At 63.9% G+C, this 15,388-nt stretch carries 14 protein-coding genes; 8 read left to right on the top strand and 6 right to left on the bottom strand.

Features of this window, described 5'->3' with window-relative positions; translation table 11 throughout:
* Positions 1 to 149 precede the first annotated feature (149 nt).
* Complete coding sequence (locus PVV54_RS15135; RefSeq protein ID WP_274906031.1) at positions 150 to 869, bottom strand: TorF family putative porin; 720 nt, start codon at positions 867 to 869, stop codon at positions 150 to 152.
* Between the two features lie 69 nt (positions 870 to 938).
* Positions 939 to 1,196 (bottom strand): hypothetical protein, encoded by a 258-nt coding sequence (locus tag PVV54_RS15130; RefSeq protein ID WP_274906030.1) that lies wholly within the window; start codon positions 1,194 to 1,196, stop codon positions 939 to 941.
* A 151-nt stretch (positions 1,197 to 1,347) separates the two neighbouring features.
* Here PVV54_RS15130 and PVV54_RS15125 point away from each other — a divergent pair, with 151 nt between their 5' ends.
* Positions 1,348 to 2,691, top strand: a complete 1,344-nt coding sequence (locus PVV54_RS15125) for a DUF3300 domain-containing protein (protein WP_274906029.1) — start codon at positions 1,348 to 1,350, stop codon at positions 2,689 to 2,691.
* Positions 2,688 to 3,572: a DUF2950 domain-containing protein gene (locus PVV54_RS15120; RefSeq protein WP_274906028.1), complete on the top strand. Its 885-nt coding sequence runs from the start codon at positions 2,688 to 2,690 to the stop codon at positions 3,570 to 3,572. Before PVV54_RS15125 ends, PVV54_RS15120 begins: the two co-directional genes overlap by 4 nt.
* Before the next feature lies 1 nt (position 3,573).
* Here PVV54_RS15120 and PVV54_RS15115 read toward each other — a convergent pair whose 3' ends face one another.
* On the bottom strand, positions 3,574 to 4,296 hold the full coding sequence (locus tag PVV54_RS15115; protein WP_274906027.1) for a FadR/GntR family transcriptional regulator: 723 nt from the start codon (positions 4,294 to 4,296) through the stop codon (positions 3,574 to 3,576).
* A gap of 165 nt (positions 4,297 to 4,461) precedes the next feature.
* Positions 4,462 to 6,195: an IlvD/Edd family dehydratase gene (locus PVV54_RS15110; RefSeq protein WP_274906026.1), complete on the bottom strand. Its 1,734-nt coding sequence runs from the start codon at positions 6,193 to 6,195 to the stop codon at positions 4,462 to 4,464.
* Positions 6,196 to 6,381: 186 nt separating this feature from the next.
* Between PVV54_RS15110 and PVV54_RS15105 the strand changes: the two genes are divergently transcribed.
* The 6 genes from PVV54_RS15105 (at position 6,382) to proP (ending at position 14,233) form a co-directional block, all read left to right on the top strand.
* On the top strand, positions 6,382 to 7,689 hold the full coding sequence (locus PVV54_RS15105) for an MFS transporter (protein WP_274906025.1): 1,308 nt from the start codon (positions 6,382 to 6,384) through the stop codon (positions 7,687 to 7,689).
* 28 nt (positions 7,690 to 7,717) lie between these two features.
* Positions 7,718 to 8,707, top strand: coding sequence for an AraD1 family protein (gene araD1 / locus PVV54_RS15100; RefSeq protein WP_274906024.1), 990 nt, complete (start codon positions 7,718 to 7,720; stop codon positions 8,705 to 8,707).
* 152 nt (positions 8,708 to 8,859) lie between these two features.
* The gene (locus tag PVV54_RS15095) at positions 8,860 to 10,431 is read left to right on the top strand and encodes an aldehyde dehydrogenase (NADP(+)) (RefSeq protein WP_274906023.1); all 1,572 of its coding nucleotides are present in this window, start codon (positions 8,860 to 8,862) and stop codon (positions 10,429 to 10,431) included.
* Positions 10,432 to 10,473: 42 nt separating this feature from the next.
* Complete coding sequence (locus PVV54_RS15090; RefSeq protein ID WP_274906022.1) at positions 10,474 to 11,367, top strand: PA4780 family RIO1-like protein kinase; 894 nt, start codon at positions 10,474 to 10,476, stop codon at positions 11,365 to 11,367.
* A 186-nt stretch (positions 11,368 to 11,553) separates the two neighbouring features.
* Positions 11,554 to 12,528 carry a porphobilinogen synthase gene (hemB, locus tag PVV54_RS15085; protein ID WP_274906021.1) on the top strand — a complete coding sequence of 325 codons (975 nt, stop codon included), beginning with the start codon at positions 11,554 to 11,556 and terminating at the stop codon, positions 12,526 to 12,528.
* Positions 12,529 to 12,730: 202 nt separating this feature from the next.
* Complete coding sequence (proP, locus tag PVV54_RS15080; protein WP_274906020.1) at positions 12,731 to 14,233, top strand: glycine betaine/L-proline transporter ProP; 1,503 nt, start codon at positions 12,731 to 12,733, stop codon at positions 14,231 to 14,233.
* A 7-nt stretch (positions 14,234 to 14,240) separates the two neighbouring features.
* On the opposite strand, the gene PVV54_RS15075 is transcribed toward proP, so the two are convergent.
* Both PVV54_RS15075 and PVV54_RS15070 read right to left on the bottom strand, forming a co-directional pair.
* Positions 14,241 to 14,861, bottom strand: coding sequence for a riboflavin synthase subunit alpha (locus PVV54_RS15075; RefSeq protein ID WP_274906019.1), 621 nt, complete (start codon positions 14,859 to 14,861; stop codon positions 14,241 to 14,243).
* A gap of 79 nt (positions 14,862 to 14,940) precedes the next feature.
* Positions 14,941 to 15,297: a cupin domain-containing protein gene (locus tag PVV54_RS15070; RefSeq protein WP_274906018.1), complete on the bottom strand. Its 357-nt coding sequence runs from the start codon at positions 15,295 to 15,297 to the stop codon at positions 14,941 to 14,943.
* Positions 15,298 to 15,388: the final 91 nt, after the last annotated feature.

Genomic DNA, 15,388 nt, shown 5'->3' with positions numbered 1-15,388 from the left:
GGGCTGAGCTGTCGCACTGGGAACTGAGGCCGCAAGCGCGACGCGTATCCTGTAGGAGCGGCTTTAGCCGCGAAGCAGGCGACGCGGTGCCTGGCACCGGCTTCGCCGGTGTTCGCGGCTAAAGCCGCTCCTACAAGGAATGCGAAGGTCTAGAAGAAACTGCGCTGCGCCTTGAGGGTTACCATGCTTTCGCAATAGGCATTGATGCCGGCATAGGCATCGCAGCCGCCGCCGCTGAGGTCGGAATTGCTGTAGATCAGGTTCAGGTCGATGCCCAGCCACGGGCGGGACAACTCCAGTGACCAGTCGGAAAACGCGCTTATCTGGCTACCGTCGCCAATGGTGAAGGGCGTTCCCAGGCGGTGATGGGCCAGCTTCACGGTGAGGTCGACATCGAACAGCGGCAAATGGCCAAAGTCGGCGAACAGGGTGCCGGTGCGGTTGTCGGGGTTGTCTCGCAAGGCGCCGCCAAAGCGGCTGCCGAACACTGAAAGGCCACCGTACAGGGCATAACTGTCGGCCCCGGCCAGGTTCGGCTGGCTGTAGTGAATCAAGCCCACTTCGTAACCCAGGCTGTTGTCGAAGTGGTGTTTGTAACCCAGGTAGCTGTCCAGGCGCAGGGTGGACTCGGGCGTTACGCCCATGCTCGGGGCGTATTGGCCGACGTACCAGCCGCTGGGGTGGCTGAGGTCCAGGCCACCATGAAAGGCGCCGACCGCACTGGGCGAAATCAGGCCCTGGGCCATGCTGCGCGAGGGTGTGGTGCCAAGCTTGAAGTCGAAGTCGCCCAACTGGCGCTGGATCTGCTGGGCCAGCAGCGCCGGGCTGAACAGAAGGGCCGCGCTCAACAGCAGCAGGGGCCTGGTCATGGGCATCGTCCTGGATGGCTTGCTCTGAAGGGGCAGAGCATACCCTCGTCAAAGGGCAGGGGAAACCTTTCAGCCTTTGATGCCCGGCTCAATGTCGCGGGTTTCAGTCACTGCCTGCGGTGTATCGGCCCGCAGGATGACGCGTTTGCGCAACTCGTACTCGTCCAGAGACAGCCCTTGGCGTTGAATGGCTTCAAGCTGCAGCTGGCGGGTTTCTTCAGCGGTGTAGGGGCGCAGTTCGGGGTGGTTGGCACTGGCGCAACCGGTGAGCACGGCGATGCCGGCAGCGGTCAGGGTAGCGAGCAGCAGGCGGGCGGCGGTGTTCATCGGGTTGCTCCAAAGGTGGTGTGTGGCGATGGAGCTAGGTTATTGAAGGCGCCGTTCTGGTAGAAATTGTCATCTTCGATAGTGACTATTGATGCCGCCAGCCTTTGCTACCCTTAAGTTCCCACCCGCCCGGAGCCTTGGGGGAACTGTGATGCGAATGCCATGGTTATGCGTCGTGTCGGTAATGGTGTGCCTGGGCACGACGGCAGTGCCCGTACTGGCCCAAGACCCTCCCCCGGCAAGCACCGAGGCCGGGCAGGCAGTGTTCACCCGGGAGCAACTGGACCAGATGCTGGCGCCCATTGCCTTGTACCCGGACTCGCTGTTGGCTCAAATACTGATGGCCAGCACCTACCCCGGTGAGGTGGCCGAAGCGGTGGCCTGGTCCAAGGCCAACCCCAAGGCCCAGGGTGATGATGCGGTCAAGCAGGTGGCGGGCCAGAGTTGGGACCCAAGCGTGCAGGCGCTGGTGGCGTTTCCCCAGGTGCTGGTGGTGCTGGGGCAAGACCCGGTGTGGGTACAGCGGCTGGGCGATGCCTTCCTGGCCCAGCCCGACGATGTAATGGGCGCCGTGCAGCGTTTGCGGCAACAGGCAAAAGCGGCGGGCAACCTGCAGAGCAACCAGTACCAGAACGTCACCGTGCAGGCGGCACCTGCCGCCAGCCAAAGCACACCCGCCAGCAGTTCATCAAGCAGCACCATCATCATTCAGCCTGTCGACCCGCAAGTGGTGTACGTGCCCACCTACAACCCGACCACCGCCTACGGCACCTGGGCCTACCCATCCTCGCCGCCGGTTTATTACCCGCCTTCTCCCTTGTACTACGCGGGCTCCGCGCTGATGGCAGGTTTGGCATTCGGTACCGGCGTGGCCATTGTCAACTCGCTGTGGGGCGACTGTGACTGGGGGCGTAATGACATCGACATCGACGTGAACCGCTACAACAACATCAACGTCAACAACCGTATTACCAACAACCAGAACCGCTGGCAGCACAATGCCGTGCACCGCGACGGCGTGCCGTACCGCGACAGCCGCAGCCGCGAGCAGTTTGGCCGGCAATTGCAGGGCGCCAACCAGCGCGTGGCATTCCGGGGCGACGATGCCCAGCGCGCGCAAGCCCGGGACAAGGCGCGGGCATCGCTTGACCGTGCCGGCATCGAACGGCCAGCCACCAGCAACCGTGAGGCACGGGAACGGGTGCGCGAGGACCAGGCCAACAACCCCCGGCTGGCCGAACGGCGCCAGGAACCCCGCAACCCGCAGGCCGGCCAACAGCGCCAGGCCCTGCAGAACCGTGCAGCCAGTGCACAAGGCAGGGCGCGCAACAATGCCTTCGAAGGCGTGCGCTCGCCTCAGCGCAGCATCACCCAGGCCAATCGCGGCCGTACCAGCCAGGCGCTGGCGCAACGGCCCAACACCTCACGCGCCGTGGGGCATCAAATATCCCGGCCCAGTGCACCCATGCGCCGTGGTGGAGGGGGCCGTCGATGAAACGCATGCCAATGCTCAACGTTTGCCTGTTGGCCCTGCCGTGCCTGGCCATGGCGCAGCCTCAGGCTTTCCCTACACCCGACAAAGCCGTCAATGCCTTCATTGAGGCCTTGGGCACCGATCACGCCGACGAAACCCGGTTGGCGCAGCTGCTGGGTGATGACTGGCGCACGTACATACCGCGTGCGGGTGTGCAACGCAGCGACGTGGACGCCTTCCTGCAGCATTACCGTGAACAGCACACCCTGGAAAGAGACGGCGATCGCAAAGCCCACCTGGCCGTGGGCGCTGCCCAGTGGACGTTGCCCATCCCCGTGGTGCGCGGCAGCAACGGTTGGCATTTCGACCTAAAGGCCGGCGCCGCCGAAATCCGAGCACGGCGCATTGGCCGTGACGAGTTGGCGGCGTTGCAGTCGCTGCGTGCCTACCACGACGCGCAAATGGAGTACGCCGCGCAGGACCGCAACGGCAACGGTGCCCTTGAGTACGCGCAGCGTATTTTCAGCACCCCGGGCACCCATGACGGGCTGTACTGGGCAGACGAAGCGGGCGGTGACATCAGCCCCTTGGGCCCGCTGTTCGGCCAGGACAAGGTGGGCGATGACTGGTACGGCTATCACTTCCGCATTCTTGATGCACAGGGCCCGTCAGCACCGGGAGGTGCCTACAGCTATTTGATCGGCAACCACATGAGCCGCGGCTTTGCCATGGTCGCCTGGCCCGCGCAGTACAACGACAGCGGGGTGATGAGCTTCATGATCAGCCACGATGGCCAGGTGTTCGAGAAAGACCTGGGACCAAAAGGCGAGCAGGTGGCCAAGGGCATGAAACGCTTCGACCCCGACAGCAGCTGGACGGTGCTGGACGACGACGGCGCCTGACTCAGCCGATCGGGTCTTGCCCCAGCACCTTGCTCAACGCCACCCGTGCATCTTCCAGTTGCACCAGCGAGGCGTGCCGCGCGCCCAGGGCATCGCCGTTCTGGATGGCGGTGAGGATCGCCTTGTGCCGTGGCAGCGCCAGTTCGTCGAAGTTGGGCCGCTGGTTGGAATAGCTCACCGATTCGCGCAGGGCCAGCGACAGCATGTTGCACAGGTAGGCCAGCAGGTCGTTGTGGGTGGCGTCGGCGATGCGGGCGTGGAAGTCCAGGTCGGGCTGCAGGCGTTCTTCATGGGTGCGTGCAGCCTCCATGCGCCGGTAGGCGTCGCTGATCGATTCGACGTCGGCGGGCGTGGCATTGGTGGCTGCCAGCGCCGCCGCGGCGGGTTCGATCACCCAGCGCACGCTGGACAAGGTATTGAAAAATTCCTGCTGCGGCGTGGCCTGCATCAGCCAGTGCAGCACATCGGGGTCGAGCATGTGCCAATCGTGGCGCGGGCGCACCAGCGTGCCCACCCGGGGGCGGGCTTCGATCAAGCCCTTGGCGGTGAGGGCGCGCATGGCTTCACGAAATACCGGCCGGCTGATGGCATAGGCTTCGCACAGGCTGGTCTCGGCGGGCAATTTTTGCCCGGGTTGGAGCTGGCCTGAAACGATCTGCAGGCCAAGGTCCTGGACCAGGGTGGCATGCATGCTCTTGCGCGTGGTGGGCTGGCGGTAGTTCATGTGGGGCAGCGGCGATCCTTCGGGCGGGGGGGCATCATAGCATTGCGTTGGTTTTGTGTTGGTGCGCAGATTGAGCGCCGTTGGCACGGCGCATCGCGGATAAATCCGCTCCTACAGTCCATGGTTGCCTGTAGGAGCGGATTTATCCGCGATGCGCAGCCGCCATCAATGCGAATGCTTGGGCACCGCAGCCCCCCGGCACCCGACCAGGAAGTCAAAATCACACCCTTCATCCGCCTGCATCACATGGTCGATGTACAGCCGCGCATACCCGCCGCTGATCAGCTGCGCCGGTGCCTGAAGGTCCGCCAGCCGCCCGGCCAGCTCCTCATCACCGATGTCCAGGTGCAGGCGGCCTTCGTAGCAGTCCAGCTCAATCCAGTCGCCTTCGCGCACCGCGGCCAACGGCCCGCCGGCCGCCGCTTCCGGCGCCACATGCAGTACCACCGTGCCATACGCAGTACCACTCATGCGTGCGTCGGAAATCCGCACCATGTCGGTCACACCCTGGGCCAGCAGCTTGGCCGGCAGGCCCATGTTGCCCACTTCGGCCATGCCCGGGTAACCCTTCGGCCCGCAGTGTTTCATCACCAGTATCGAGCTTGCATCCACGTCCAGCTCCGGGTCGTTGATGCGCGCCTTGTAGTCCTCGAAGTTTTCGAACACCACGGCGCGGCCGCGATGCTTCATCAGGGCCGGGGTGGCGGCAGAGGGTTTGAGCACCGCACCTTTGGGCGCCAGGTTGCCGCGCAGGATGCAGATGCCACCGTCAGCCACCAACGGGCGGTCGATGGGGCGGATCACCTCGTCATCGTACAGCGGCGCGGCCTGGCAGTTGTCCCACAGGCTTTTGCCGTTGGCGGTGAGTGCCGTCGGGTTGGGCAGCAGGCCGTGTTCGCCCAGGCGGCGGATCACGGCGGGCAGGCCGCCCGCGTAGTAGAACTCTTCCATCAGGAAACGGCCAGAAGGCTGCAGGTCGACCACGGTTGGCGTGCCGCGGCCGATGCGGGTCCAGTCCTCCAGTTGCAGGTCGACGCCGATGCGCCCGGCGATGGCCTTGAGGTGGATGACCGCATTGGTCGAGCCGCCAATGGCAGCGTTTACCCGAATGGCATTTTCGAACGCCTCACGGGTCAGGATTTTCGACAGGCGCAGGTCTTCGTGAACCATCTCGACAATGCGCATGCCTGACAGGTGTGCCAGCACGTAGCGGCGGGCGTCCACCGCCGGGATGGCGGCGTTGTGGGGCAGCGAGGTGCCCAGGGCTTCGGCCATGCAGGCCATGGTCGACGCAGTGCCCATGGTGTTGCAGGTGCCCGCCGAGCGCGACATGCCGGCTTCGGCCGAGAGGAACTCGTTAAGGTCGATCTGCCCGGCTTTGAAGGCCTCGTGCATTTGCCACACGATGGTGCCGGCACCGATGTCGCGCCCCTTGTGCTTGCCGTTGAGCATCGGCCCGCCGGTCACCACGATGGCCGGCACGTCGCAGCTGGCGGCGCCCATCAGCAGGGCCGGGGTGGTTTTGTCGCAGCCGGTGAGCAGCACCACCGCGTCCACCGGGTTGCCGCGAATGGCTTCTTCCACGTCCATGCTCGCCAGGTTGCGGGTGAGCATGGCGGTGGGGCGCAGGTTGGATTCGCCGTTGGAGAACACCGGGAACTCCACCGGGAACCCGCCGGCCTCCAGCACGCCTTTTTTCACGTGTTCGGCAATTTTGCGGAAGTGGGCGTTGCAGGGGGTGAGCTCGGACCAGGTGTTACAGATGCCGATGATCGGCTTGCCCTGGAATTCGTGGTCCGGGATGCCTTGGTTCTTCATCCAGCTGCGGTACATGAAGCCGTTCTTGTCAGCCGTGCCGAACCAGTGGGCGGAGCGCAGAGCAGGTTTTTTATCAGACATCGGTGAACACCTTATTAGTATTACTATTTGTCGTTATGCGAATGACTCTATCGGCAAAAATCCTATTTGTGAAGGCTTGTCGATTTAAATAGTAATACTATATTCTGGCTTCACCGCGCCGGAGGTCTGCCCAAAACACCCCGGCCATGTGCTGTCCCCATTACAAAAACAATCGGAGACCTCGCCATGATTCAGGAGCAGCGGCTCGTCCGCCTGATCACGCTTAAACTCATCCCCTTTCTGGTGCTGTTGTACCTGGTGGCTTACGTCGACCGCTCGGCGGTGGGCTTTGCCAAGCTGCACATGGGCGCCGACATTGGCCTGGGCGACGCCGCCTACGGCCTGGGTGCCGGGCTGTTCTTCATCGGTTATTTCCTGTTCGAAGTGCCCAGCAACCTGATGCTTGACCGCTTCGGGGCACGCCGCTGGTTTGCCCGCATCCTGCTGACCTGGGGTGCGATCACGGTCGGCATGGCGTTTGTCACCGGGCCCAATGGCTTTTATGTGATGCGTTTTTTGCTGGGGGCGGCAGAGGCCGGCTTCTTCCCCGGCGTGCTGTACTACATCACCCAGTGGTACCCGGTGCGCCATCGCGGCAAGATCCTGGGCTTCTTCATTCTTTCGCAGCCCTTGGCAATGCTGGTCACCGGGCCGCTGTCCGGGGCGCTGCTGGGGCTGGACGGCAACCTTGGCCTGCACGGTTGGCAATGGCTGTTCATCTGCATCGGCACTCCGGCCGTGCTGTTGGCCTGGCCAACCCTGCGCCTGCTGCCCGATGGGCCCGACAAGGTGCGCTGGCTGAGTGATGAACAACGCACCTGGCTGAAAGAGCAACTGGCCAACGACCTGCGCGAGTTCGGCCAGACCCGCCATGGCAACCCGCTGCATGCGCTGAAGGACGGCCGGGTGCTGCTGCTGGCGCTGTTCTACCTGCCGGTGACCCTGAGCATTTATGGCCTGGGGCTGTGGCTGCCCACGCTGATTCACCAGTTTGGCGGTAGCGACCTGATGACGGGGTTCATCTCGGCAGTGCCATACCTGTTCGGCATCATTGGGCTGTTGATCATTCCGCGCAGTTCCGACCGCCTCAACGATCGTTATGGCCACCTGGGCTTGCTGTATGCCTTGGGTGCGCTGGGGCTGTTCCTCAGCGCCTGGCTCAGCGCGCCGGCGCTGCAACTGGCGGCGTTGTGCCTGGTGGCGTTCGCACTGTTCTCCTGCACCGCCATCTTCTGGACCTTGCCGGGCCGGTTTTTCTCGGGCGCCAGCGCCGCCGCCGGCATTGCCTTGATCAACTCGATCGGCAACCTGGGCGGCTACCTCGGCCCATTCGGCATCGGCGCACTCAAGGAGCACACCGGCCAGCTGTCTTCCGGGTTGTACTTCCTGGCCGTGGTGATGCTGTTCGGGCTGGTACTCACCGGCGTCGTCTACAACCGCCTGGAGCGCCGCCAGCGCCAGGGCGCCACGCGGGTGGCAGACGCCTCCCACTGATTCCCGCAACCCACAAGCGAGCACAAGCATGCGACTGATCCAATTCGAAACCGCCGCCGGCCAACGCCGGGTGGGCGTGGTGGAGGGCGACAGCGCCCTGGAAATCCTCGGCGTCACCAGCACCCGTGAACTGGCCCTGCACGCCATAGCTGCTGGCCGAGACCTGGCCGGCGAGGTCACGCAGGCCGGCCTGGGCGAGCGCCATGATTACCGGGCGCTGCTGGCCGAAGGCCGGGTATTGCCGCCGCTGGACCACGAAGACCCGGCGCACTGCCTGGTCACCGGCACCGGGCTGACCCACCTGGGCAGCGCGGCTACCCGCGACAAGATGCACCAGCAGCAGGCTGAAGGTGCTGTTACCGACAGCATGCGCATGTTCCAGTGGGGCCTTGAAGGTGGGCGACCGCCAGCGGGCGAGGAGGGCGCGCAGCCCGAGTGGTTTTACAAGGGCGATGGCGGCATCGTTGTGCGCCCCGGCGCCGATTTGCCACTGCCGGCCTTTGCCGAGGATGCCGGCGAAGAGCCGGAGCTGGTCGGGCTGTATCTGATCGGCACCGATGGCACGCCGTTCCGTTTGGGCTATGCGCTGGGCAACGAGTTTTCCGACCATGTAATGGAACGGCGCAACTATCTGTACCTGGCCCATTCCAAGTTGCGCGCCTGCAGCTTCGGGCCCGAACTGCGCGTCGGCGAATTGCCTGCCCATCTGGAGGGCCGCAGCCGCATCCTGCGGGACGGGCAGGAATTGTGGAGCAAACCGTTCCTCTCGGGTGAGCAGAACATGTGCCACAGCTTCGAGAACCTGGAATTCCACCACTTCAAGTACAGCCAGTTCCTGCGCCCTGGGGATGTGCACGTGCATTACTTCGGCACGGCCACCTTGTCGTTTGCCGATGGCATCCAGGCAAGGCCAGGTGACACCTTCGAGGTCAGCCTGGAGGCATTCGGCCAGCCCCTGCGCAATGGTATCGCCGCTGCGCCCCGGCAAATCCGCCCGGGCGTAGTGAAAAGCCTCTGACCCACACCGGGCCTCTGTAGGAGCGGATTCATCCGCGATGCAGGCAACGCGATGCCTGGCACCGGCTGCGCCGGTGATCGCGGCTGAAGCCGCTCCTACAAAGGCCGCATCAATCTGACGCAGCGGCTTCAGCCGCGAACAAGGAACTCCCTATGTCTGGAAGCAATTTCATCGGCGGCGCCCGCAGCGCCGCTGGCAGCGTACGCCTGCACAGTTTCGATGCCCGCACCGGCGAGGCCTTGCCGGTCATCTTCACCCAAGCCACCGTCGAGGAGGTGGATGCCGCCGCCGATGCCGCCGAACAGGCGTTCCCTGCCTTTAACCGCCTGGCCCCAGAGCGCCGGGCACAGTTTCTGGACGCCATCGCCGAGCAACTGGACAACCTTGGCGAGCCGTTCATCGCCACCGCCTGCCGCGAAACTGCACTGCCCGCCACCCGCATTCAGGGCGAACGCAGCCGCACCAGCAACCAGTTGCGCCTGTTTGCCCAGGTGCTGCGCCGTGGCGATTTTCTGGGTGCCCGCATCGACCGCGCCCAGCCGCAGCGCCAACCGCTGCCGCGCCCGGACCTGCGCCAGTACCGCACCGGCGTTGGCCCGGTGGCCGTGTTCGGTGCGAGCAATTTCCCGCTGGCGTTTTCCACCGCCGGTGGCGACACCGCCGCCGCACTGGCAGCCGGCTGCCCGGTGGTGATGAAAGCTCACAGTGGCCATATGGCCACCGCCGAGTACGTGGGCGAGGCCATCGAGCGCGCGGCCCGGGCTACCGGCATGCCGGCCGGGGTATTCAACATGATTTATGGCGCGGGAGTAGGGGAGCAATTGGTCAAACACCCGGCCATCCAGGCCGTGGGCTTTACCGGCTCGCTCAAGGGGGGCCGGGCATTGTGCGACCTGGCCGCCGCGCGCCCGCAGCCTATTCCGGTATTTGCGGAAATGAGCAGCATCAACCCGGTGCTGGTATTGCCGGGTGCGTTGCAGGCCAGGGGCGAGCAGGTGGCCGCGGAATTGGCAGCCTCTGTGGTACTGGGATGTGGCCAGTTTTGCACCAACCCTGGGCTGGTCATTGGCATTGCCGGGCCTGTTTTTACCGCCTTCGTCACCGCACTGGGCGCGCGGCTGGCCGACCAGCCGGGCCAGAGCATGCTCAATGCGGGCACATTGCGCAGTTATGGGCAGGGCGTGCAGCGCTTGCTTGAGCACCCGCAGGTGCAGCACCTCGCCGGGCCGGCTCAGGCAGGCAACCTGGCCTATGCGCAACTGTTCAAGGCCGATGCCAGCCTGCTCATCGACGGCGACGCCGTGCTGCAGGACGAAGTGTTTGGCCCGACCACGGTGGTGGTGGAGGTGGCCGACGAGGCGCAACTGCGCCAGGCATTGGCCGGGCTGCATGGCCAGTTGACCGCCACCCTGATTGCCGAGCCTGCTGACCTTGAGCAATTCGCCACCCTGGTGCCGATGCTGGAGCGCAAGGTGGGGCGGCTGCTGGTGAACGGTTACCCGACTGGCGTCGAAGTGAGCGACGCGATGGTGCACGGTGGCCCGTACCCGGCCACGTCCGATGCGCGCGGTACGTCGGTGGGTAGCCTGGCCATCGACCGCTTCTTGCGGCCGGTGTGTTACCAGAACTGCCCGGATGCGCTGTTGCCACAGGCCTTGCGCGATGCCAACCCGTTGGGGCTGTTGCGCCTGGTTGATGGGGTGTATGACCGGGGCCACCTGTGAGAGGATGTCCGCCAACATGGTAAGGACCCTGAACACAGCCTGATGAAGACGCCAAAACGAATCGAACCGCTCATCGAAGACGGCCTGGTCGACGAAGTGCTACGGCCGCTGATGAGCGGCAAGGAAGCTGCCGTTTATGTGGTGCGGTGTGGCGGCCAGGTACGCTGCGCCAAGGTCTACAAAGAGGCCAACAAGCGCAGCTTCCGCCAGGCGGCGGAGTATCAGGAAGGCCGCAAGGTGCGCAATAGCCGCCAGGCCCGGGCCATGGCCAAGGGCAGCAAATATGGCCGCAAAGAGGCCGAGGACGCCTGGCAGAATGCGGAGGTCGCAGCGCTGTTCCGCCTGGCCAACGCCGGTGTGCGGGTGCCTAAACCGTTCGATTTCCAGGACGGCGTGTTGCTGATGGAACTGGTCACCGACGCCGATGGCGATGCCGCCCCACGGTTGAACGATGTGCACCTGGAGGCCGATGAAGCCCGTGAGCATCACGCCTTCGTCATTCGCCAGATCGTGCTGATGCTGTGTGCAGGGCTGGTGCATGGTGACCTGTCCGAATTCAACGTGCTGCTGGGCCCCGATGGCCCGGTCATCATCGACCTGCCCCAAGCCGTGGATGCGGCGGGCAACAACCACGCCTTCAGCATGTTGCAGCGCGATGTGGCGAACATGGCCCATTACTTCGGGCGCTTTGCCCCGGAGTTGAAGGGTACCCGGTATGCCCAGGAGATGTGGGCCTTGTTTGAGGCGGGTGAGCTGCGCCCGGACAGCCCGTTGAGCGGGTTGTTCGTGGAGGATGAGCATGAGGCGGATGTGATGGGGGTGATGCGCGAGATCGATGCGGCCAAGCGCGATGATGCCCGGCGCCGCGAGGCTCGTCATGAGGCTGAGCATGGGCCGGCCAAAGCCGAGGAGCCGACGCCGCCCTGGATGCAGTAATGTGTTGGCTGTGCGGGCCTCATCGCGGCTAAAGCCGCTCTTGTAGGAGCGGCTTCAGCCGCGAAGAGGCCGTCACGGGCAAACACCGCTGTTACCCCCACCGCAACACACAATCTCGCCACTGAACCTTTTCACACACGCCTAACAGGCATATGGTGTACGCCGTCCATATTCCCTGGAGCTGTCATGTCCAACCGTTTCCCCTCCGTCCGCCCCCGCCGCCTGCGCCAGAACGAATCGTTGCGCACGATCTTCCAGGAGACGGAGTTCCGCCTTGAAGACCTGATCCTGCCGATTTTCGTCGAGGAAGGCATCGATGACTTCGTGCCGATCAGCAGCATGCCGGGCGTCAACCGCATCCCCGAGAAGCTGCTGGCCCAGGAAATCGAGCGCTATGCCCGTGCCGGCATCAAGTCGGTGATGACCTTTGGTGTGTCCCACAACCTGGACGCCACCGGTAGCGACACCTGGAACGAAAACGGCCTGGTGGCGCGCATGGCCCGCATCTGCAAGGACACCGTGCCGGAAATGGTGGTGATGTCCGACACGTGCTTCTGCGAATACACCAGCCACGGCCACTGTGGCGTGCTGCATGACCATGGCGTGGACAACGATGCCACCCTGGCCAACCTGGGCAAGCAGGCGGTGGTGGCTGCAGCAGCAGGTGCCGATTTCATCGCGCCGTCGGCGGCGATGGACGGCCAGGTCCAGGCCATTCGTGGTGCGCTGGATGCCGCCGGTTTCCACGACACGGCGATCATGGCCTATTCGACCAAGTTCGCCTCGTCGCTCTATGGCCCGTTCCGTGAAGCCGGCGGTACCACGCTCAAGGGCGACCGCAAGAGCTACCAGATGAACCCGATGAACCGCCGTGAAGCCGTGCGTGAGTCGCTGCTCGATGAGCAGGAAGGCGCTGACGTGCTGATGGTCAAGCCCGCAGGCGCTTACCTGGACGTGATCGCCGACATCCGCGCTGCCTCGCGCCTGCCGCTGGCGGCTTACCAGGTCAGTGGCGAATACGCGATGATCAAGTTTGGCGGGCTTGCCGGTGCTATCGACGAAGGGCGCGTGGTGCGAGAAAGCCTGGGCGCCATCAAGCGCGCCGGTGCTGACCTGATCCTGACCTACTTCGCCATGGACCTGGCGCGCGAAGGTATTTGAGATTGAGCGCCGCTTGCGCGCCGCATCGCGGATGAATCCGCTCCTACAAAGGCAACACCACACTCTGTAGGAGCGGATTCATCCGCGATAAGCCGCGCAAGCGGCGTCTCATTCAATGCGCACAAAAATTCAGTAAGCGCTGAATTATTTAGTGTCACGGTGTATCTGAACCCTTAGAGCCTACATCGACAGGGAATCAGGTATGCCATCGCGCAAGAAAGACCTTAAGCCAATCGGCCTGAAGGACATCACCATCGTCGACGATGCCAAGATGCGTAAGGCAATTACGGCCGCCGCGCTTGGCAATGCCATGGAATGGTTCGATTTCGGCGTTTACGGCTTTGTTGCCTATGCCTTGGGCAAGGTGTTCTTCCCCAACGCCGACCCCAGCGTGCAGATGATCGCGGCCCTGGCCACCTTCTCGGTGCCGTTCCTGATCCGCCCGCTGGGTGGGCTGTTCTTCGGCGCCCTGGGCGACCGCTTCGGGCGCCAGAAGGTGCTGGCCGCCACCATCGTGATCATGTCGATCAGCACGTTCGCCATCGGCCTGATACCGTCCTACGCATCCATCGGTATCTGGGCGCCGATCCTGCTGCTGTTGGCGAAAATGGCCCAGGGTTTCTCGGTCGGTGGGGAATACACAGGCGCGTCGATCTTCGTGGCTGAATACGCACCGGACCGCAAGCGCGGCTTCCTGGGAAGCTGGCTGGACTTTGGCTCGATTGCCGGCTTTGTGCTCGGCGCGGGCGTGGTGGTGCTGATATCCACCGTGCTGGGCGAAGAAAAGTTCCTCGAATGGGGCTGGCGCCTGCCGTTCTTCCTGGCCTTGCCATTGGGCATCATTGGCCTCTACCTGCGCCACGCGTTGGAGGAAACGCCGGCGTTCCAGCAGCATGTCGACAAGCTGGAGCAAGGCGACCGCGAAGGCCTGGCCACAGGCCCCAAAGTGTCGTTCAAGGAAGTCGCCACCCAGCACTGGCGCAGCCTGGTGACCTGCATCGGCGTGGTGATCGCCACCAACGTCACCTACTACATGCTGCTCACCTACATGCCCAGTTACCTTTCGCACAACCTGCATTACAGCGAAGACCACGGCGTGCTGATCATCATTGCGATCATGGTTGGCATGCTGTTCGTGCAGCCGATGATCGGCCTGCTCAGCGACAAGTGGGGGCGCCGGCCCTTCATCATCGTCGGTAGCGTTGGCCTGCTGGTGCTGGCCATTCCGGCGTTCATGCTGATCAACAGCGGCATCCTTGGGGTGATTTTTGCCGGGCTGCTGATCATTGCCGTGTTGCTTAACTTTTTCATCGGCGTAATGGCGTCGACCTTGCCGGCCATGTTCCCCACGCACATCCGCTACAGCGCACTGGCCAGTGCGTTCAACATTTCGGTGTTGATCGCCGGCCTTACGCCGACCCTCGCAGCCTGGCTGGTGGAAAGCACGGGCGACCTGTACATGCCGGCCTACTACTTGATGGTGATCGCCTTGATCGGCCTGGCCACCGGCCTGACCATGAAGGAAACCGCCAACAAGCCCCTGCGCGGTGCGGCGCCGGCGGCGTCAGACATGCAAGAAGCGCGTGAGTTGCTGCAGGAGCACCACGACACCATCGAGCAAAAGATCGAAGACATCGACGCGCAGATTGCCGAGCTGGAAGCCAAACGCCAGCAACTGGCACAGCAACACCCGCGCATCGATTGAACATGCCTTACGGCTGGCGTGCCAGCGTGCCTTTGAGGGTGCGCTCCACCACATCCACCAGCACCATGGTCTGGTGGTCGACCTCGATGTTTAGCAACTCGCCAGCCTTGTAGCGGGGGAAGGTGGTCTGGCGCAGGGTTTCCGGGATCAGGTTGATGGTGACCACGCCATCGTCCACGTCCGCCACGGTCAGGCTGCAACCGTTGACCCCGAGAAAGCCGCGCGGGAATACGTACTTGGCCCATTCCGGTGGCACGCGGAAGGTAATGAACGCCCCGGTGTCCTTGATCGACAGCTCGACGACTTCAGCCGTGGTGGCAATGTGGCCAGCCATCAGGTGGCCACCGACCTCGGCGTTCATCTTTGCCGAGCGCTCGATGTTCACTCCCTGGCCGGCTTGCAGGCAACGCAGGTTGGTACGCTCCAGCGTGGCATTCATGGCATCGAAGCGCACCTGCGTGCCGTGGATTTCGGTGACCGACAGGCACGTGCCCTCGACACTGACGCTGGCGCCGATCTTGAGTTCGTCGAGCAGCTCCGGGGTGAGGTCGATGGTGAACTGCCGGTGGCCCGGGTAAATGGCCACATCAAGCAGTGGGCGGACGGCCTGGACGATGCCGGTGTACATGGAATTGCTCCTGGGCGCTGAAAATGAATGCTCCGCAAACTATGCCCGTGGGGCGCTAAATGCAAGTTTGGCCAGGTAGTCAGTCGATGGCAGGCCAGGGCATCTCGGTTTTGTAGAACACCGCCAGCCACACGGTCGACACCCCCTCTGCGGTCCATTCCACCCGGTGCCGGCAGTGCGCGGGTATGTCGAGGCAGTCGCCCGGCGCCAGTATCCGGGTGTGGCTTTCATGTTCCAGGCGCAGGCCGGCGCTGCCACTGAGCAGTACGATCCATTCACCTTCGTCCTGGTCGTACCAGAAACCGGGCGGGCTGGCCTGGCCGCTGGACACGATGCGCTCGATGCGCAGGCCAGGGCGTTGCAGCAGGTCGTCGACGCGCTCGGCGGTGGCCGGGTCGCAAGGGGGGAGGGCGTGAAGCACGTTGGCAAGGGGCATGCAAAATCTCGCTCTGCGGGAGGTGCTTCCACTATGCACCGTATCGCCCGCCAATGCGCTGCTTGACCGGCGCCGCGGTATGTAGGACCGT

Origin of the sequence: Pseudomonas sp. PSKL.D1, from assembly GCF_028898945.1 — a bacterium.
Classification (GTDB): Bacteria; Pseudomonadota; Gammaproteobacteria; order Pseudomonadales; family Pseudomonadaceae; genus Aquipseudomonas.
Note: the sequence above shows the minus strand (reverse complement) of the source record. Positions and strands in the feature narration are given on the sequence as shown.